General features: G+C 45.3%; 19 protein-coding genes. 4 read left to right on the top strand and 15 right to left on the bottom strand.

Annotated features, from left to right (window positions below; translation table 11 throughout):
- Positions 1–723: a DNA polymerase III subunit epsilon gene (gene dnaQ / locus R7P80_RS07665; protein WP_005380385.1), complete on the bottom strand. Its 723-nt coding sequence runs from the start codon at positions 721–723 to the stop codon at positions 1–3.
- 59 nt (positions 724–782) lie between these two features.
- Here dnaQ and rnhA point away from each other — a divergent pair, with 59 nt between their 5' ends.
- Positions 783–1,247 (top strand): ribonuclease HI, encoded by a 465-nt coding sequence (rnhA, locus tag R7P80_RS07660; protein WP_005380384.1) that lies wholly within the window; start codon positions 783–785, stop codon positions 1,245–1,247.
- On the opposite strand, the gene R7P80_RS07655 is transcribed toward rnhA, so the two are convergent.
- Positions 1,244–1,990 carry a class I SAM-dependent methyltransferase gene (locus R7P80_RS07655; RefSeq protein WP_017636046.1) on the bottom strand — a complete coding sequence of 249 codons (747 nt, stop codon included), beginning with the start codon at positions 1,988–1,990 and terminating at the stop codon, positions 1,244–1,246. The genes rnhA and R7P80_RS07655 overlap by 4 nt on opposite strands.
- 37 nt (positions 1,991–2,027) lie before the next feature.
- On the opposite strand from R7P80_RS07655, the gene gloB reads away from it, so the two are divergent.
- From gloB to R7P80_RS07640, 3 genes are all read left to right on the top strand, one after another.
- Positions 2,028–2,786, top strand: a complete 759-nt coding sequence (gloB, locus tag R7P80_RS07650) for a hydroxyacylglutathione hydrolase (RefSeq protein ID WP_017636045.1) — start codon at positions 2,028–2,030, stop codon at positions 2,784–2,786.
- Positions 2,787–3,040: 254 nt separating this feature from the next.
- On the top strand, positions 3,041–4,624 hold the full coding sequence (locus R7P80_RS07645) for a LysM peptidoglycan-binding domain-containing protein (protein WP_225491507.1): 1,584 nt from the start codon (positions 3,041–3,043) through the stop codon (positions 4,622–4,624).
- Complete coding sequence (locus tag R7P80_RS07640; protein ID WP_005380375.1) at positions 4,621–5,307, top strand: YIP1 family protein; 687 nt, start codon at positions 4,621–4,623, stop codon at positions 5,305–5,307. The genes R7P80_RS07645 and R7P80_RS07640 overlap by 4 nt, the downstream gene beginning before the upstream one ends.
- Position 5,308: 1 nt before the next feature.
- Here R7P80_RS07640 and R7P80_RS07635 read toward each other — a convergent pair whose 3' ends face one another.
- The 13 genes from R7P80_RS07635 to bamA form a co-directional block, all read right to left on the bottom strand.
- Positions 5,309–6,154, bottom strand: coding sequence for an endonuclease/exonuclease/phosphatase family protein (locus tag R7P80_RS07635; RefSeq protein WP_149191553.1), 846 nt, complete (start codon positions 6,152–6,154; stop codon positions 5,309–5,311).
- 140 nt (positions 6,155–6,294) lie between these two features.
- Positions 6,295–6,633: a nitrogen regulatory protein P-II gene (gene glnB / locus R7P80_RS07630; RefSeq protein WP_005380372.1), complete on the bottom strand. Its 339-nt coding sequence runs from the start codon at positions 6,631–6,633 to the stop codon at positions 6,295–6,297.
- A gap of 186 nt (positions 6,634–6,819) precedes the next feature.
- Positions 6,820–7,134 (bottom strand): c-type cytochrome, encoded by a 315-nt coding sequence (locus R7P80_RS07625; RefSeq protein ID WP_033905507.1) that lies wholly within the window; start codon positions 7,132–7,134, stop codon positions 6,820–6,822.
- A 70-nt stretch (positions 7,135–7,204) separates the two neighbouring features.
- Entirely contained in the window at positions 7,205–8,515 is a 1,311-nt protein-coding gene (gene tilS / locus R7P80_RS07620) for a tRNA lysidine(34) synthetase TilS (protein ID WP_149191554.1), read from the bottom strand.
- A 107-nt stretch (positions 8,516–8,622) separates the two neighbouring features.
- Positions 8,623–9,582, bottom strand: a complete 960-nt coding sequence (accA, locus tag R7P80_RS07615) for an acetyl-CoA carboxylase carboxyl transferase subunit alpha (RefSeq protein ID WP_005380365.1) — start codon at positions 9,580–9,582, stop codon at positions 8,623–8,625.
- Positions 9,583–9,628: 46 nt separating this feature from the next.
- A complete protein-coding gene (dnaE, locus tag R7P80_RS07610) occupies positions 9,629–13,108 on the bottom strand; it encodes a DNA polymerase III subunit alpha (protein WP_225491508.1) in 3,480 nt (1,159 codons plus the stop codon).
- A gap of 81 nt (positions 13,109–13,189) precedes the next feature.
- Positions 13,190–13,825, bottom strand: a complete 636-nt coding sequence (rnhB, locus tag R7P80_RS07605) for a ribonuclease HII (protein ID WP_033905509.1) — start codon at positions 13,823–13,825, stop codon at positions 13,190–13,192.
- Positions 13,826–13,834: 9 nt separating this feature from the next.
- The gene (lpxB, locus tag R7P80_RS07600; RefSeq protein ID WP_047102603.1) at positions 13,835–14,974 is read right to left on the bottom strand and encodes a lipid-A-disaccharide synthase; all 1,140 of its coding nucleotides are present in this window, start codon (positions 14,972–14,974) and stop codon (positions 13,835–13,837) included.
- 119 nt (positions 14,975–15,093) lie between these two features.
- Positions 15,094–15,882: an acyl-ACP--UDP-N-acetylglucosamine O-acyltransferase gene (lpxA, locus tag R7P80_RS07595; protein ID WP_005380357.1), complete on the bottom strand. Its 789-nt coding sequence runs from the start codon at positions 15,880–15,882 to the stop codon at positions 15,094–15,096.
- Position 15,883: 1 nt separating this feature from the next.
- Positions 15,884–16,336 (bottom strand): 3-hydroxyacyl-ACP dehydratase FabZ, encoded by a 453-nt coding sequence (gene fabZ / locus R7P80_RS07590; RefSeq protein ID WP_005380349.1) that lies wholly within the window; start codon positions 16,334–16,336, stop codon positions 15,884–15,886.
- Positions 16,337–16,568: 232 nt separating this feature from the next.
- Positions 16,569–17,600: a UDP-3-O-(3-hydroxymyristoyl)glucosamine N-acyltransferase gene (gene lpxD / locus R7P80_RS07585; protein ID WP_171343218.1), complete on the bottom strand. Its 1,032-nt coding sequence runs from the start codon at positions 17,598–17,600 to the stop codon at positions 16,569–16,571.
- Positions 17,601–17,606: 6 nt separating this feature from the next.
- On the bottom strand, positions 17,607–18,116 hold the full coding sequence (locus R7P80_RS07580; protein ID WP_005391804.1) for an OmpH family outer membrane protein: 510 nt from the start codon (positions 18,114–18,116) through the stop codon (positions 17,607–17,609).
- A gap of 13 nt (positions 18,117–18,129) precedes the next feature.
- Complete coding sequence (gene bamA, locus R7P80_RS07575) at positions 18,130–20,544, bottom strand: outer membrane protein assembly factor BamA (protein ID WP_005391802.1); 2,415 nt, start codon at positions 20,542–20,544, stop codon at positions 18,130–18,132.
- Between the last annotated feature and the right edge of the window lie 36 nt (positions 20,545–20,580).

The raw sequence follows: 20,580 nt of genomic DNA, 5'->3' as shown, positions 1-20,580 counted from the left end.
CTATTGATGCCAAATACAGTCGTTCACCAACTCTAATCTTTTTTGGTGAGCTTCTAGTTCATCGGCACTTGCGCGCAAAACCTTTAGCGCTTTTCTTCCTTCAATACGACGAATGGTTTCTACTCCACCCTCTTGTTTATTCGCGTTAAATTCTAGACTCGTTTGACCACCCGTCATAAAGAGGTAAACGTCGGCTAGAATCTCCGCATCGAGCAAAGCTCCGTGGAGTGTACGGTGCGAGTTATCAATACCGTAACGTTCACATAAGATATCAAGGTTGTTTCGCTTACCAGGGAAGATTTTCTTCGCCATAGCAAGGGTATCGGTCACCTTGCAGTAGTCGTCCGTTTTGCCGATGTTAGGATCGAGCATGCCAAACTCGTAATCCATAAAGCCGGTATCGAAGGGCGCGTTGTGGGCAACAAGTTCTGCGCCTTTAATAAACTCAAGAAACTCTTGGTGCACGCTCGCGTATTCCGGTTTATCAACCAAGAATTCATCCGTAATACCGTGAACTTCAACCGCTTCTGGTTGGATTTCACGATCGGGTTTTAAATAAACGTGGAAGTGACGACCAGTCAGCTTACGGTTGATGATCTCCACGGCACCGATTTCAATAATGCGGTGTCCCATGTAGTGAGGACCACCCTCGCGGTTCATACCTGTGGTTTCGGTATCGAGAACGACAATGCGGTTATATTCAGAATTGCTGCTGGTATTCATAAGGTTATGTATGTCAGACTATGCTTTATTAAATGTTTCGGCTAATAGTACCAAAAAATATGACCAAACACGTTGAGATTTTCACTGACGGTTCTTGTTTAGGTAACCCAGGACCAGGTGGTTACGGCATAGTATTGCGTTACAAAGACGTAGAAAAGACACTTTCCAAAGGCTATACGTTAACTACCAACAACCGCATGGAAATGTTGGCGGCTGTCGTCGCGCTACAGACGTTAAAACAACCTTGTAAAGTCACTTTAACGACTGACAGCCAATATGTGCGCCAAGGTATTACTCAGTGGATCCATAACTGGAAGAAGCGTGGTTGGAAAACAGCGGATAAAAAACCCGTGAAGAATGCCGATTTATGGCAAGCTCTAGACAAAGAAACCGCACGCCATCAAGTTGAATGGCATTGGGTAAAAGGCCACGCGGGCCATCGTGAGAACGAAATGTGTGATGAGCTAGCCCGGACTGCTGCAGAAAACCCAACTGAGGAAGATACAGGTTACCAACCCTCTTAGCGAGATTCTTTCCTCATAGTGTTACCCTCTCGATTCATCACCCCAAGTGGTGTGAGCTTTTTCTTCAAGCGCCAATGCGGTTTGATAGGCTTGAGAGGGTATGTCCGTTTCCGCGCGACTATGTAATACAAACTCCCAGCGGGTGATGCCCAATCACCAAGACTATTTTCCAACCATGTCCACATCGTACGGTAACGTTTCATCGGAAACAGCGCATAACGATCACAATGAATCACTTGATAATTAAGTAACCCTAACCAATCTTTGATGCGGTTCGACGTAAACATTCGTCCACTCCAAGGCAAATTATGTTTACGCCATGGAAGCAAACTCGCTAATCCAGTCAAGCTTAATGGGTTGAATCCAGTAATAATTACATAGCCATCATCCATCATCACTCTATCGACTTCACGCAACAAACGGTGTGGATCGCTTGCATAGTCGAGCTGATGAGCGAGTATCACAACATCAAAGCTTTTTTCCAAAAAGGGTAATTCGTAACCATCTGCAATCACATTATGCAACGGGTTCTGGATATCTACGTTGACTTGGTGTTGAATGTTACAATTACAGCTGGTTAGCTCACAGCTCAACCCGCCCAGTTTGAGCATATGGTAGCCGAAGAGTTTCGGGCACCATTCATCAAGTCGGGTCTGGATTGACTCAAGCACCCACGGACCGTTGTTCATTGCTGACCAAGTCGACGGGTGTGGTATAGTTTTGTTGCTGAGTGCTGGTTTCATTAACCACCTGACTAAAATGGGTGACGGAGAACGAATCGTGTTAGAGATCAAAAGCATACCCGCATTTAATGATAATTACATCTGGCTGATACAAAATAGCGATAAGCGCTGCGCAGTCGTTGATCCGGGCGATGCGAAGCCAGTATTAGAATTTCTGCAGGCTAACGAATTAACTTTAGAAGCGATTTTAATTACGCACCACCACAACGATCACATTGGTGGCGTTCCAGACTTAGTGCGTGCATTTCCTGACGTCGCCGTTGTGGGCCCAAAATCAGAGCCAATTCCAACCCTAACGACACCAATGGAAGAAGGCGACAAGCTGGAGTTGTTTGGTGAGATTTTCTTAGTACTTGGGTTACCCGGCCATACTTTGGGCCATATCGGTTACGTTGGGGACGGAAAACTGTTTTGCGGTGATGTGCTCTTTTCTGCTGGCTGCGGTCGTATTTTTGAAGGTACGCCTGAGCAAATGTTTGAATCACTGAGCAAACTAACGTCTCTACCAGAAGAAACTCAAGTCTTCTGCGCGCATGAATACACCGCGAGTAACGTGGCGTTTGCTCTAGCGGTTGAACCTGACAATGAGCAACTTCGCCAATATCGCGACGATGTAAACCGACTGCGAGCACTCAACATTCCGACACTTCCAACAACAATACGCAAAGAAAAGTGGATTAATCCGTTCTTGCGAACCTCTAACCCTGACGTGGTTCAATCTGTTGCTAGTCGCATTAAAAATAGCGATCCATGCTCGGTTTTTACTGCTTTACGCGAGTGGAAGAACGAATTTTAACCATTTTCTGCTTGTAAGTTTGCAAGACCCCAGTATTATCAGGGACTGATTTTTCGAGAAGCGCCACTGGCGCTTCTCTTACGTTTGGGGTTGATATAAATCTATTTGAATTTCTCCCCATTGCATAATTAGAAGCTCTTTGCCTCTATAAATTAGTTAGTGTTTAAAAGATGTCTATTATCTTGCGACTGCCACGCACATTACGTTGCGCGACAGGCAGGTGAAGATAAACAGGCCCTAAATAGGCTGAATCCATGCGTTTGAAGTATACTTGGGTGTTGGCGTTGTTATTATCTGGCTGTCAATTGACTCAGTCAGATTCAACGTCTTCTACACCAGAAACCAATAAATCTGAGCAGACTGCAAAGCAAAATGCAGTAAAAGCTCAACCGGGCAATAAATCGTCACTAGCAAAAAAATCCGCTAACGACGCGCCTAAAGTTCTCTCCCCCCAAGAACAAGAAGATGTGTGGCAACGTATCGCCATGCAGCTGGACATGGATATCCCAAACCACAAGAAAGTGGACTACTACCGTACGTGGTATTTAAAGCACCCAAATCACCTTTACACGGTATCTAAGCGTGCGACTCCTTTTCTATACATGATCACAAAACGTATCGAAGAGCGCGGACTCCCAATGGAGCTTGCATTACTTCCTGTAGTGGAAAGTTCATTCGATGCCTTTGCCTACTCACATGGTAGCGCGGCTGGGTTGTGGCAATTTGTCCCAGGCACCGGAAAAATGATGGGATTAGAGCAAAACTACTGGTATGACGGTCGCAGAGATGTGGCAGCAGCAACGGATGCAGCGCTGGACTACCTAGTACAACTAAACGAGCGTTTTGATGGTAACTGGGAACATGCAATCGCCGCTTATAACAGCGGTGGAGGCCGAGTTTCTAGCGCAATTCGTAAGAATAAAAAGCTCGGTAAACCTATCGATTTCTTCTCATTAGACTTACCAAAAGAGACCAGCAGTTACGTTCCTAAGCTATTGGCCTTGGCTGACGTTATCGCAAACCAAGACAAGTACGGACTTAATATTCCTGCAATTCCAAACAAGCCTGTTCTAACGCTTGTTGATCCAGAAGAGCAGTTAGATCTGGCTATTGCCGCAGATTATGCCGGCATTAGCGTAAAAGAGTTGCAGAGTTACAACCCAGCATACAACCAGTGGTCGACAGCGCCTGAGGGGCCGCACCAACTTTTGATTCCCGTAGAGAAAAAAGAGACTTTTCTCACCAAGGTGGAGAAAAATCGCGGTAAAGGGATGAAGGTCGCTCGCTACAAGGTGAAATCTGGTGACTCTTTAAGCGTGCTAGCTAATAAATACGGCACAACCACGAAAGTCATTCGACGTGCCAACGGCCTATCGAATAACAACATTCGTATTGGTCAATACCTGTTGATTCCTACATCAACAAAAGACGATGCAAAATACGCATTAACGGCACAAAACCGATTAAGCAAGACTCAATCTCGTGCTCGTGGTCAACTCAAACTCACCCATGTCGTTCAGTCTGGAGAAAGTTTGTGGTCAATCGCACGTAACAATAAAGTGTCGTATAAATCGTTAGCAAAATGGAATGGTATGGGCCCTAAAGATCCATTGCGTGTGGGTCAAAAGCTAGTGATTTGGAAGGATTCAGACAAAGGTTCTGTGATCCGTACCGTTTTCTACAACGTTCGCTCTGGCGACACCATTAGCGGCATTGCAAGCAAGTTCAAAGTAAAAACGAACGACATCGTGAAATGGAACTCGCTACACAAGAAAAAATACTTACAACCAGGTCAAAAGCTTAAGTTGTACGTTGACGTAACGAAGGTAAGTGTATGAACCCATCAAGCAATCCACTTGTGATGCTGTTGGACATTTTTCGTTCTCCAACATCTTGTTTTCTTGCGCTTTATCAACGCGGTGGATGGGGATGGCAACCGTTCATCTTCCTGATGCTTAGTCCGTTTTTATTCTGGGGTGCTTACTTTTCGAATGTCGATTTCACGTGGCTCAGTGACCAACTTGCTGCGCAATTTCAGCAAATCGACCCGAAGCAGATTGAGCTATTAGAACCAAACACGCTAATGGCAAGCGCGATCATCAATGATGTATTCAACCGCTTTGCCACCTTACTATTGCTCGCGCTTTGGTTCTTTCTTGCAACAAAGGCAAGCAAACAACAATACGGTTACTGGAAATGGTTTGCCGCATCGTGTGCTATCTTATTCCCAGCAGTATTGGGCGATGTAGCAAGCTACGCGAGCTTGCTACTCAAGCATGGTCAGGTAATGACTTACGCTGCCGATTTAAATAGCCTCAATGGTCTATTAAAGCTGCCTCTTACTAACGAATGGTCTCATTTCGCTAGCTCGTTACCTTTGCTTCTGCCTTGGTACATTGTGCTCGGCTACGGCGTTGTACTGACGTGGACGGAGTTTGAACGTGGCCAAGCTTTGGTGATAGCAAGCCTGCCATGGGTATTCTTCTACGTTATTTGGGCACTTTATATTGTGGTAACCTAAGCTAGTTATTTAACGTAAATGACAATAACAATGGGTTATGATCGGAAGCGTCGCTCTGCGGCGCTTTTGCGTACTTAAGCGTCAGACCTCGGTAAAACACATGGTCCAGTGGTAACCCTGTTATAAATTGGACTCGATGATCCGGCAAGAACGTCACCTCTTGTAAGTCCGCAGCCTTTAAGGCCTGCCTCATCGCATTAACGCGAGATTCACTCCAGCTATTGAAGTCTCCAGCAAATAGAATTGGCCCCACATGATGCTTTAAAAGCATTTCAAGCGCCGTTAACTGAGATACATACTCTTTTGTACCCACGGTGAAGTTAATCGCATGTACATTCACCACTGCGAGTTTCTCGCCATTACTCAAGTGATACTGGCTATATAATGCAGACTTAGGTAAGCGAAGCCACGGCTCTTTAGAGGTGTAAGCGCAGGCTTTTTCTGGTTGCCCTTGAGCAATACTAATTACACCGGCACCGCTACCCAGCGCCTTAAAAGCACTCACTTGATTGCTGACCCAGTTGCCATCCACCAACCATTGCTTAAAAGATGGTGTCATGCTGGCTTCTTGCAATAAGAGCAACTGCTTATCAGCAGAGAATTCATTGAGTGCACTTTGCCAATTCGTTCGGTTCTGTTTGTAGATATTCCAGACAAGTACATTGATTTCACCGCCCTGATCCAGAGCTTTTGAGCCGCTAAATTCGATACACCTAATATCCTGCGTCAACTCTGAGCCTGTTTGAGTAATGATTTGCGGCTGATCTGGTACGGTGAAAATAACCTGGAAGCCGACCAATACCGCCATAATAAGAAAAGCTAACGCCAGAAAAAAACGCTTAAACATACGACAAACCTGAATGTAGGTACCCGAAATCTAGAACAACCAATCTCGGGTTAAATGATTTCACTAATAAGCAAACAACAAAAAAGGAGCCACTTGGCTCCCTTTTAGCATAATAAATACGAAACAGGTGACAAGAAACCTTAGATCGCGTCTTCGTCTTCTTCACCAGTACGAATACGAACCACACGCTCAATATCAGTGACGAATATTTTACCATCACCAATCTTACCAGTTTGCGCGGTTTCAATGATTGTCTCTACGCATTTATCAGCCACATCTTCCGTTACAACGATTTCGAGCTTCACTTTAGGTAGAAAGTCCACCATGTACTCTGCACCACGGTAAAGCTCGGTGTGACCTTTTTGGCGACCAAAGCCTTTCACTTCAGAGACGGTCATCCCTGTAATGCCAACTTCAGCTAGCGCTTCTCGAACATCATCCAGTTTAAATGGCTTGATAATCGCTTCAATTTTTTTCATGTTCATCCCTTAAGCTTCAATCGATTGCGCTTATTATCGTTTAGCGTTTCGCAACATTCAATGTTTGTCTCTGATCCACCAGCGAAAATCCAGGCTGAGCAAATTAACATAGCGAATATCGTGAGTTGATAAAACTCAATGAGGACTGCTCAATGCCCAATCGTCCAAGCTTTTTCAGACTCGCGTTTACTTCAAACTTGCGTAGTAAGCCGCTAGGTTAGCGATATCTTCATCAGACAACAATGAAGCTTGAGCTTGCATCACAGCAGCAAGCCCACCTGTTCGCTCTTTATTTTTATAAGCTTTAATTGAACTGATAATATATTGCTCATTTTGCCCTTTCAGATTTGGGTAACCCGGAATGACAGCAATACCATCAGCGCCATGACACGCCGCGCATACTCCCGACTTTGCTTGACCTGCTGCGACATCTCCCGCAGCTAGAGCTTGCCCACTGAACATGGTTAACGCCACCATTGCACCCATGATTGTTTTCTTCATTGCTTCACCTAATCAATTATTATTTAAGGATTTTTATATTTTATAATCGACATTGTGGCATGAATTTTCATTACCTGCGCCAAATAAGTTCACAATCTTGACCATTAAACGCCTGATCAACGAACAGATCTGCCACAGCAACGACTCGGTCTTGGTACATTAAAATCGGAATTTGACGACGCAGCCAGCTTGGCACATTGTATTCTTGGAATAACTTCTTCAGTTTTCGACTGTGATTACGCGTGGTTGGATGCGCTGATAAACCTTCCGGATTGAAGGTCACGCGAAGCAATTCTGGCTGACTCGGTAGCGCAATCGTTGCGTTACTAGAACTCGTCGTTAAGGTCAGCTCCCCGAGTCCCTCAGGCAGCGACAAAGTCGCATCAACTTGAATCGTACTTTGCCACTTAGTGACATCAGCCGTTTCCGTTACCCAATAGAGACGATTTCGAAAACGGCGCACTTCACCTTGTTTAAGTTGTAGTTTGGGGTTGGCATCTTGCTGAGCTAATGCGACTTCATTCCAGATAAGATTGAGTTGTACCTGAGTCGGCATACTAGTATTAAGCTTAGCCAGCCACATACGAATCAAGCGCGCACGCGCTAATTCACTGTGCTTAGCCAGTTCTTCAATACTCAAACTTAGATCCGTTTGTAAAGCGCGTTCAAACACCGCGCTCAATAGTTCATCCAATAGCGCTTCTTGTTGAGCACATAAACTTGCACTGCGCTGAACCGCTTGATGGATACTCGGCCAGCGACCAGACAATTCAGGAATAACACAATGACGAAGAAAGTTACGATCATAACGGGTATCTTGATTGCTTTCGTCTTCCACCCACTCCAAGCCTAATTTAGTAGCGGCTTCTTCGATGGTCTTCCGCTTGATAGTAAGCAATGGTCGAACTAGAGATCCGCAAGAAAACGGCATACTCTCCGCCATCGAAGATAACCCTTTAGGCCCGCTGCCGCGCTTAAGCGCAAGGAGAAAAGTCTCTATTTGATCGTCGGCATGTTGACCAGTCAACAGTATATCACCTTCTTGAATGTACTTAGTTAAGGCTTGGTAGCGAGCTTCACGAGCAAGAAGTTCAATACTTTCACCATTGCTGATGTCTAAGCTCACTCGCTCGATCGAGCACGATATCCCCACTTGTTGTGCCCAAAGTAAGCATTTATCGGCCCAATTATCGGCATTCGAGCTTAAACCATGGTGCACATACACAGCGTGACACTCTACAGAGTGCGCTTGTTGGTAGCGAGTGAGTAATTCGAGTAAAAGACGTGAATCCACTCCTCCGCTAAACGCCAAGACAACCTTAGTGCCTAATTGATAGTAGCGGCCGAGAACTTGAGCAAAATGCGGGTAAAGCGATTCCATAAGCGATCCGATAGGTACAAAAAAAGGGCTGGACTCTCATCCAACCCTTTCTATTTTAACTGTTATCACTTGAGATATCAGCTAACGCTTAATAGCAATCACCGAAATTAACAGTAACCGTAGCTCATTAGACGCTGGTAACGACGCTCACGTAGCGTCTCTTCATCCAATTGTTCTAGATCTTCTAGCTGACGAAGTAGTGTCGCTTTCATATTCGCTGCCATTTGAACATGATCGCGATGAGCGCCGCCTAGTGGCTCTTCAATGATTTCGTCGATCAATTCAAGCTCTTTAAGACGCGGAGCAGTTAGACCCATTGCCTCTGCCGCTTGTGGCGCTTTGTCTGAATCACGCCATAAGATTGAAGCACAACCCTCAGGAGAAATTACTGAGTACGTAGAGTACTGAAGCATGTTCACGTAGTCGCCTACACCGATTGCTAGTGCACCACCAGAACCGCCTTCACCAACAACGTTACAGATTACTGGCACTTTAAGACCAGACATCACTTTTAGGTTTTTCGCGATAGCTTCAGATTGACCACGCTCTTCTGCGCCCACACCTGGATACGCGCCAGCCGTGTCAATAAATGTGATGATCGGCATGTTGAAACGCTCTGCCATTTCCATCAAGCGTAGAGCCTTACGGTAGCCTTCTGGTTTCGGCATACCAAAGTTACGTTTCACCTTTTCTTTGGTCTCACGACCTTTTTGGTGACCAATGATCATCACAGGGCGGCCTTCAAGGCGAGCCATGCCACCCACAATCGCTTTGTCGTCTGCAAATGCGCGGTCACCCGCTAATTCATCAAACTCCTCAAAGGCGTGTTGGATGTAATCCAGCGTGTAAGGACGTAGTGGGTGACGAGCCAGTTGAGCTGTTTCCCATGCGCCTAGGTCGCTGAAGGTTTTTTTCTTCAGCTCTAAGCTTTTCTTCTCAAGCTGTTCGATTTCTTTATCCAGGTCAATCGCAGAATCACCACCGTGACGAGAGACATCACGTAATGCTTCAATTTTCGCTTCTAGTTCTGCAATTGGCTTTTCAAATTCAAGAAAGTTTAGGCTCATCTATGAATCCTTGTTTACTCAGCGTCTAACATATTGCGCTGAATTTTTAGTTAAATTCGAGTTCTACCTGGCTTTTGCCAAGCAACTGTTTTAAATCGTCGAGTAATGTATCACTTGGCGTAACTCGCCACTCGGTGCCCAATGTTAACCGCGCTCTGGCGTCGGCACGCTGGTAGTATACATTGACGGGTACGGTTCCGGCTTTGTGCGGTTCTAAAATACGGCTGAACTGCTCAAAAAACTGATCGTTGATCTGATTTGCATCTATCGATACCGACAAACCACGAGCGTATTTCTCGCGCGCACTGCCGAGATCCATAACTTCACGCGCCGACATTTTAAGGCCACCGTTGAAGTCATCAAAGCTGACCTGTCCAGAAACGACCAAAATTCTGTCTTTTTCGAGAAGTTCAGCGTATCGATCCAGTGCATCTGAGAACAACATCACTTCCATGCGACCACTTCGGTCATCCAGTGTCATAATGCCAATTCGTGTACCACGCTTAGTCGTCATTACACGAGCGGCAATAACCAGGCCGGCTACCGTGACAGATTGGTCGCGGCGAGTGGGCGTTGCGTCTTTTAGTCGACAACTGGTGTATTTGTTTAGTTCCTTTACGTAGGCGTTAATTGGGTGCCCTGTCAAATATAGACCTAGGGTATCACGCTCGCCCTCTAACCACACTTTTTCTGGCCAAGGCGGAACCTGCGTATACTTATGCTCTACTTCTTCAGGTGCATCCGTTAGCACACCAAACATATCCGTTTGACCAAACGCCTCAGCTTGGTGATGTTGACTTGCTGCTTTTACCGCATCATTGAGTGACGCCATCATCGCCGCACGGTGTGGGCCTAGTCGATCCAACGCGCCCGCGTAAATCAGCTTCTCTATCACTCGTTTATTGACGCGTTTTAGATCAACTCGAGCACAGAAATCAAATAGGTCTTTAAAGTGACCACCTTTATTTCTCGCCTCAAGAATCGCATCGATAGGGCCCTCACCAACCCCTTTTATCGCACCAATACCGTAAACAATTGCGCCATTTTCATCAACATTAAAGCGATATAGGCCAGAGTTGATGTCTGGTGGCAGCACGGTAAGCTTCATACGGAAACACTCATCGACCAAGCCAACGACTTTTTCCGTATTATCCATATCGGCTGTCATTACCGCAGCCATAAATTCGGCAGGATAATGTGTTTTCAGCCAAAGAGTTTGATAAGAAACCAATGCATAAGCAGCAGAGTGCGATTTGTTAAAACCATAACCGGCGAACTTCTCTACCAAGTCGAAGATTTTCATCGCCAACTCGCCATCGATACCGTTCTTTATCGCACCTTCTTCAAAGATAGCACGTTGTTTTGCCATCTCTTCTGGCTTTTTCTTACCCATTGCACGACGAAGCATGTCCGCACCACCTAGCGTGTAACCTGCTAAGATCTGCGCAATCTGCATTACCTGCTCTTGATACAGGATGATGCCGTAGGTTGGATCAAGCGTCTCTTTTAGCGACTCGTGTTGCCACTTTTCATCTGGATAAGAGATCGCTTCTCGACCATGTTTACGGTCGATAAAGTTATCTACCATGCCCGATTGCAAAGGACCCGGACGGAAGAGTGCTACCAATGCGATAATGTCTTCGAAACAGTCTGGCTGAAGTCGTTTGATCAGCTCTTTCATGCCTCGAGATTCAAGCTGGAATACTGCTGTCGTTTCAGAGTTTTGCAACAAACGGAAAGAGGCAGGGTCTTCTAACGGTATGGATTCAATTTGAACCGGTTCTTTCCCTTCTCGCTCTAGGCGTGGGTTAATCAGTCCTAACGCCCAGTCAATAATGGTTAAGGTACGTAAACCCAAGAAGTCAAACTTAACTAGGCCAGCGGTCTCAACATCGTTTTTATCAAATTGAGTAACCGGAAAGTGACCTTCAGCGTCTGCATAAATTGGCGCAAAATCGGTAATTGTTGTAGGTGAAATTACAACACCACCAGCGTGTTTACCGGCGTTTCGCGTACAGCCTTCCAAAATATGACACATGTCGATGAGTTCTTTAACTTCCTCATCGGCCTCATACAATTCAGGTAGTGCAGGTTCAGCTTTAAACGCTTTATCTAGCGTCATGCCTGGATCGGGCGGGATCAGCTTTGAAATACGATCAACAAAACCAAATGGGTGGCCCAATACGCGACCAACGTCACGGATTACCGCTTTTGCCGCCATGGTACCAAACGTGATGATCTGAGATACCGCGTCGCGACCGTACATTTCCGCAACGTGGTCAATAACCTGGTCACGTTTATCCATACAGAAATCGACGTCGAAATCGGGCATCGAAACACGTTCTGGGTTCAAGAAACGTTCGAACAGCAAGTCATATTCTAGTGGATCCAGATCGGTGATTTTTAGTGCGTAAGCCACCAAAGAACCAGCACCGGAACCACGTCCAGGACCTACAGGAATTCCATTATCTTTTGACCACTGGATGAACTCCATTACGATCAAGAAGTAACCAGGAAACCCCATTTGGTTGATAACATCTAGCTCTATCTGAAGACGTTCATCATATTCAGGGCGGCGACGTTTTCTCTCTTCCTCATCTGGAAATAGGAACTCTAAACGCTCTTCCAACCCCTCTCGGGATTTCATGACTAGGAACTCAGTCTCTTTCATCCCTTCGGTTGGGAAAGCTGGTAGGAAGTACTCACCTAAGCGCACAGTCACGTTACAACGCTTCGCTATCTCGACACTGTTTTCTAACGCTTCAGGAATATCAGCAAACAGCTCACACATTTCTTCTTCTGTACGAAGATATTGCTGCGGACTGTAGTTTTTTGGCCTACGCGGATCTTCTAATGTGTAACCATCGTGAATCGCTACGCGTATTTCATGAGCATCAAATAGGTCAGGACTCAGGAATACAACTTCATTGGTCGCCACTACTGGCAAGTCCTGCTGCTCTGCCAATTCAACCGCAAAGTGAAGATAAGTTTCTTCATCTGGACGACCGGTACGAAGTAGCTCAAGATAAAAGCGATCTGGAAAATGCTGTTTATAGAAATCAACACACCCTTGCACTATTTGACGGTTGCCTTTCAAAAGGCCGCGACCAATTTCCCCGCTTTTACCGCCGGATAATACAATCAGGCCTTCAGACATTTCAGCCAACCAGGCTTTGTCAATCACTGGGTAGTGTTGAACATGTCCACGTAAGTACGCTTTTGATATCAATAACGTCAGGTTCTTATAACCTACATTATCCGCCGCAAGCAAAGTCACTTGTGTCAGCTCTTCACCAAACTCGTCCGACTGCATTTTAAAGTCAGCACCAATGATCGGTTTAACACCACTGCCATGCGCCGTACCGTAAAACTTCACCAAACCACATAGGTTGGTAAAGTCGGTCAACGCCATTGCGGGCATACCGAGCTCAGCAACTTTCTTTACAATTGGCGGAACTTTGTTGAGGCCATCCACCATCGAGAAGTCACTATGAACACGCAGGTGGATGAATTTGGGATCTGACATTAACAGGTACCGTGTAACTCTATTTTGTTGGGGATTCTAACCTAAAGAGGTTGGGTTTATAACACCAATTAGATCGTTTGATTATTCTATGCCTAACGCTTTTTTTACTGGCTTGAAACTCTTGCGGTGTTCACTGATCACTCCGTGTTGCTCAATCGCTTCAAAGTGCACTTTAGTTGGGTAACCTTTGTGCTTCGCGAAGCCAAATTGTGGATGAAGTTTATCCAACTCTTCCATCTCTTGGTCACGCACGACTTTGGCAATAATTGAAGCCGCACTGATTTCGGCAACACGTAGATCGCCTTTTACTACAGCTTGAGCATCCATTGGCAGCTCCGGACAACGGTTACCATCAATCAACACCAAATCAGGTTGAACCTGTAACCCCGCCACTGCACGCTGCATCGCAACCATAGTCGCCTGCAAAATATTCAGTTGATCGATTTCTTCAGGAGAACAACGCCCGACCGCCCACGCCAATGCTTTTTCTTTGATTTCAGGAAGCAACGCCATGCGTTTCTTTTCGGTCAATTTTTTCGAATCGTTCAACCCTTCAATAGGATTGTTAGGATCAAGGATAACCGCAGCGGTGACGACGTCTCCCACCAAAGGGCCACGTCCTACCTCGTCGACTCCGGCCACAAGCTGGTAACCTTGCGGATATTCAAACGGAGGGAGTTCAACTTTGGTTTTGGTCGCTTTTGGTTTAACAGCCATGATAAATCTCTATTTCTCAATCAGTTTTAGAACCGCGTTTGCGGCTTGTTGGTCCGCATCTTTACGAATCCAATGATGCATTTCCGTAAACTTATCTAACATCGGTTTATTGTCGCTTTCCAATAAGCGAGAAACCTCAGTAAACAAATTGTCTGGTGTGCACTCATCTTGTAGATATTCTTTGACGAGCTCATCATCCGCCAAGATATTCGGCAATGACACATACTTCGTTTTCAATAGACGTTTAGCTAAAAAAGCAGTAAATGCATTCACACGATAACCCACCACCATTGGACGCTTGAGAAGCATACACTCCAACGCTACGGTACCGGAGGCCAGCATCACGGCATCGGATGCGGTGATGACGTTGCGTGCGGTGTCATCAACTAACTTGAAGTCTAATTCTGGTGCGAGCACTTTCCATGCTTGTTCAAACTGCTCACGGCGTTTTTGATTAACAAGCGCGACAACAAACCCCAGTTCTGGAAATTTTTTATGGAGTAACTTGCAGGTTTCAATAAATGGCTCTGAGAGCATTTTTAACTCGCTACCACGACTGCCTGGCAGGACAGCAAGCCACTTTTTATCTTGTTCTAAACCAAGCAACTCACGTGCAGGCGCTTGTTCTGATTCTAGTGGGATGGCATCAGCCAAGGTATGACCAATGAACTCGCAAGGTACATTAAATTTGTCGTAGAACGCTTTCTCAAACGGAAGAAATGCTAGTACCAAGTTCGTTGCCGCTTCTATTTTAAAGATGCGCTTCTGACGCCAAGCCCAAACAGACGGACTCACGTAATGAACGGTTTTAATGCCCGCTTGCTTGAGGTCAAGCTCCAGGCGTAAGTTGAAGTCAGGAGCATCGATCCCGATGAAAACATCAGGCGGATTCTGAGTAAAATACTGAACGAGCTCAGCTTTCACTTTAAGAAGTCTCGGTAAGCGGCCTAAAACCTCGACTAATCCCATCACCGCAAGCTCTTCCATATCAAACAGAGACTCGCAACCTTGGGCTATCATTTTCGGACCGCCAATGCCTACGAACTCTGCGTCTGGATATTGTTGCTTTACTGCTTTGATAAAGCCTTCACCTAGCGTATCGCCAGACAATTCTCCGGCAATGATGCCAATACGTAATGGTCTTTCCATATCTACTTCGCTATTTTTCCTGTGCGCTATGGATAACGGTTTGCCTTATCCATAAAACACAAAAAGATCGTAACCTCAAATTCGGTCACGATCTTTTTATTTATTGGTTCATTCGCCAATTAACGAATAATGCCACGTTCCGTCGTTTCCAGAATATCTGAGAAACGCTTCACTGCTGGCCACTCTTGAGCCATTTCAGCTAGAATAGGCTTCACTTCTTCTAGCGTCTTACCTGAACGGTAGATTTCTTTATACGCTTTTTGTAGCGCACGAATCTCTGGTTTCTCAAAGCCATTACGCTTCAAGCCAACAAGGTTCAAGCCGAATGGAGTAGCGTGGTTACCTTGCGCGAGTACATAAGCTGGGACATCTTGCACCACAGCTGAACAGCCGCCAATGTAAGCGTAAGCGCCCACTGTACAAAACGGATGAATCGCAGACAGTGCCATCACACCGGCATAATCATCAACTGTAACGTGACCACCAAGAATCGAGTTATTACCGATATGAGTATGGTTACCAATAACAACATCGTGCGCAACGTGTGCATTCACACATAATAAGTTGTCATCACCAATGATCGTGGTTGCTTTGTCTTGCACTGTGCCGCGATGAACTTGGACCGCTTCACGAATGACGTTACGATCACCGATAACCACAGTTGTGTCTTCACCACCGTATTTTTTGTCTTGGTTTTCTTCACCAATGACAGCATGTGGGAAAATACGGTTATCTTTGCCAATAGTTGTGTGACCTTTGATCACAACGTGAGACATCACTTCTGTGCCTTCACCAATTTCAACCGTAGAGGTGATGTACGTAAAAGGACCTACTGTTACGTTAGCACCAATTTTGGCGCCCTCTTCTACCACCGCTGCCGGGTGGATTTTAGCGGTTTCATGAATCATATTAAAACTCTCGACGAGCACACTTCAGTTCTGCAGAACATACTACTTCGCCGTCAACTTTTGCTACACCGCTAAATGCAGCAATGCCACGACGTTCTTTCAGAAATTCTACCTCAATAACCAATTGGTCGCCCGGAACCACTGGTTTACGGAATTTCGCGCCGTCTACGCTTGCAAAGTAGTACAGTTCATTTTCTGTTGGTGCACCAAATGATTTAAATGCAAGTAAGCCTGTTGCCTGAGCCATTGCTTCTAAAATCAAAACACCTGGGAATACTGGTAGTTGAGGAAAGTGACCTGTGAACTGAGGTTCGTTAACCGACACGTTTTTAATCGCGTGAAGGTACTTCTCTTCTTGGAAGTCTATCACTCGGTCGATCAATAAGAATGGGTAGCGATGAGGTAGTAGCTCTTGAATTTCAGAGATGTTCATCGTTTTCTTTTCAGTAGTCAAAGTCGTCTTCCTATATCAATTTTTTGCCGCCAAGATGGCAAACGTGGCAACAGGTCGTAAAGCCGAATCGCTTTACAATATACTAGCAAAATACGCACCATCTTGGAGTTAAATCTACTTAGAGCGCGTCATTATAGAAGAAAAAGACCCGCATTTCGCGAGTCTTCGTACAGAATATGGAACTAGAGCTTGTTAGCCTTCGTGTTAAATACAGAGCGAAAGATAACTTGTTCTAAATTTCTTCTTTCTGTTCCAGCTGTTTTTCAACCGCTTTTAGGCGCTTATTCATCTCATCAATACGGTGAACTCGAGTTGCGGTCTTACGCCACTCTCTGTTCGTTTGTAGTGGAATACCTGATGAGTAAAGGCCTTTTTCTTCGATACTGCGCATTACCATGCCCATACCTGTAATCGCCACACCATCTGCGATAGTGATATGGCCATTCAGAACAGACGCGCCGCCAATCTGGCAGTACTTACCAATTTTTGTACTGCCTGCGACAATAGTACCACCAGGCATCACGGTACCATATCCGATCTGCACGTTGTGCGCGATTTGAAGTTGGTTATCCAGAATGACATTGTCTTCAATGATAGTATCTTCGAGTGCACCGCGGTCAATCGTAGTACAAGCACCAATCTCAACGCGGTTACCGATACGCACTGAACCAAGCTGAGGAATTTTAATCCACTCGCCTTTGTCATTAGCGTAACCAAAGCCATCAGAGCCAATGACGGTACCCGATTGAACGAGACAGTCATCACCCAATGACACTTCATGGTAGATAGTGACATTAGCCCAAAGCTTGGTGTTATTCCCTAGCTTGGCGTTCTTACCGATAAAACAACCAGCGCCAACGCTTACGTTATCGCCGAGTTCTACGCCCGTTTCAATCACAGCATTAGCGCCGATTGTAACGTTCTCACCCATCTTAACGTCAGCGGCAATCACAGCACTTGGTGCAATATCGTCTGCCGGTGTTGGTGTGGTATCCATCGCTTGGACCACACGAGCAAATGCGACATAAGGGTCTGAAACCACTAGCGCACTTCCAACGCATTGATCTTTATGCTCAGCCTTTACCATAACAACGGTAGCTTGGCACTCAGAAAGGTGTTTTGCGTATTTTGGGTTAGACAAGAAGGTTACGTCACCTTCTTGTGCTTTATCCATTGGAGCAACACGGCTTACAACGAGAGACTCGTCACCAAACAGCTCACCCCCGGTAATTGTCGCCAATTCGGCTAATGTTAATGTCTTCATAACTTCTTATTTTAGAGCTTTAATTACGTCTTCAGAAATATTGTATTCTGGCTTGCCGTACTGCAAAGCAGAGATATCAATCACAAGATCGTAACCATTTTTGTCTGCGACTTTCTTAACTGCATCTTGAATCGTTTTGAAAAGCTTCGCTTTTTCTTCAGCTTCACGACGCGCACTTGCTTTTTCAAGTGCTTGTGCTTTCACTTTGTACTCGCTGTCTAGCTTCGCGATATCGATACGTAGCTTTTCAACTTCGTCTTGACCCAAAAGCTCGCCGTCACGTTGTAGCTTCTCAATCTTTGTTTTAGCTTGTGCTTGGATTGACTTCAGTTCATCAGCTTTGCTTTTGAAGTCTTTCTGCATTTTTTGTAGTACAACTTCACGTTGAGGAAGAGCTTGAAAAACTTGAGCTGTATTTACGTAAGCAATTTTCTGTGCAGCTTCTGCCGCATTTGCAAACATTGAAGAGCTCAGTACAAGAAGGCCAATCCCAGCCGCTTTGATCATTTTATTCAAAATATTTTCCTCTTTAGAAAGTTCTACCGATAGTGAATGTGAAGAACTCTTCATCATCGCCATCAAATTTCTTAATTGGTTTCGCTAGTGAGAAGACTAGTGGCCCCATTGGAGACATCCACTGCAACGCCGCACCGTAAGAAGAGCGGTAGTTGGTTGGATCTGAGTAATCGTAGTAGTAACGGTCACCATATTCCGCACCTGAATCGCGGTAGTCAAACTCCGTATCCCAAACACTTGCCATATCAAAGAAGATACTGGTACGAATTTGGTTTTGCACTTCTTCTGATGCAAATGGTGTTGGGACAATCAACTCAACACTTGCTAGCGCTACGGCGTTACCACCAACAGAGTCATCTGTTGCTGTATCTGCGCCATTGTTTGAACCAGATGTATCACGGTAAACCGCTTTAGGACCAACAGAGTTTGAGCCAAAGCCACGAAGCGATGTAAAGCCACCTGCGTAGTAGTTTTCGTAGAATGGGAACAAGTTATCGTTACCATCCGTTTGACCGTAACCATTACCGTAACCTAAGCGGCCACGGAACAAGAGGGTAAACTCGTGCTTTTTAGTCAATGGCACATACTGGCGAACATCGTACTGCATTTTGAAGTATTGAACGTCAGAGCCAGGTACGGTCATTTTATAGAATGCACGCTGATGGTTACCTGCCGTTGGGAAGTAACCACGGTTTAAGTTATTACGTGTCCAAGAGATATTGAAGTCGAAGTCGTTTGTGTTCAACGCCCCACTAGAATCAATGTTGTCTGCTTGTGCTCGTAAGAACTGCTCTACCTGCAAGTAAGGCGATAAGTTACCGATCTTGTTGTGCGTATAACCGACACCGAATTCAAAACGGTTCAACTCATCGAATGGGAAGCCCCACGTTAAGCTCGCGCCATAGCTTTCGTTGGTATAGTCAACGATATTGGCTTCTTTCGCTTCAAATTCGTTATAGAAAACCTTACCACCTAAGCTTACACCGTCTAAGTTCCAGTACGGATCACGGTAATCTAGACTGATGTTTTTCTGGTAGTCATTCATCATCGCATTGATACCAACACGGTTACCGCTACCAATAAAGTTATCTTGTTGCAGGCCAACCTGGAAGCTCACACCCGATTCTGTACCGTAGCCAACACCGAAGTTAACGCTACCAGAGTTCGCTTCTTTGACAGAGTAAACTAGGTCAACTTGATCATCACTACCAGGAACTCGAACCGTCTGTACTTCAACATTTTCAAAGTAGCCCAAACGATTTAGACGAGTTTTACCCGTTTCAATCGATTTCGAGTTCAACCAACTGCCTTCCATCTGACGCATTTCACGACGAAGGACTTCATCTTTGGTTGAGTTATTACCCGTGAAGCGAATATCACGAACATAAATTCGGTTACCCGGATCTACGTTAACGACCAAAGAAACTTCTTGATTCTCGTCGTCAAACTCAGGAATGGTGTTCACTTGAGGATAAGCATAACCGGACTCACCAAGCACACGCTTAATTCCTTCTTCCATTGAAGTAACCAACGAGCCGTTGTATGTCTCATTGTCTTCAAATGGCACAAGTCTTTCGAACGTCGCTTCCTCACCAATCAAATCACCACGGAACTTCACGTCCTTAACGGTGTAAACCTCGCCCTCTTCTAGACCAAGAGTAATGTATACCCCTTTCTTGTCAGGAGAGATTGCAACTTGTGTCGAATCAACGTTAAATTTTAAGTAACCACGATCCAGGTAGAATGATTTGAGTGCTTCAATATCACCTGCAAGGACTTGCTTTTGATACTTTTCATCAGAAAGGAAATTCCACCACGGCACATCAACATTTAAGTTAAAGCGCGAAAGCAGTTCTTCATCACTGAACACTTCATTACCGATAAAGTTGATTTGCTGAATTTTTGCCGACACACCTTCAGTAAAGACAAACTTAAGGTCAGAACGATTACGTGGTAGTGGAGTAACCACCGCTTTTACTGTTGCGTTGTATTTACCTACGCTGTAGTAAAAGTCTTCTAAGCCTTTTTCAATGTTGCTTAGCGTGGTGCGGTCAAGCGCTTCACCTTCACGAACGCCAGACGCGTTCAGGTTTTCTTGTAGCTGCTCGTCCTTGATTGCTTTGTTACCTGAAAAAGAGATGCTTGCAATGGTAGGACGTTCTTTGACTTGAACCATCAGAACACCACCGTCACGCAACACTTTCACATCTTCAAAGTTACCAGATGCATACAGGGCGCGGATAATTTCTGCAACATCGCCTTGGCCAATGGTATCACCGACACGTACAGGCATTTTCAACAATGCAGCACCCAGTGCTACACGCTGCAATCCATCGATTTCAATATCTTGAACTACGAAGTTCTCTGCTCCATTTGCAGATACACTGGTCGCCAGTAAACTTGCAAATAGAATTCGCTTAATCGCCATACTTGTTCTAATTATTCCTTGCTACTGCTTTTGTCT

Origin of the sequence: Vibrio sp. 2092, assembly GCF_033339635.1 — a bacterium.
In the GTDB taxonomy this organism is placed as follows: domain Bacteria; phylum Pseudomonadota; class Gammaproteobacteria; order Enterobacterales; family Vibrionaceae; genus Vibrio; species Vibrio alginolyticus.
Note: the sequence above shows the minus strand (reverse complement) of the source record. Positions and strands in the feature narration are given on the sequence as shown.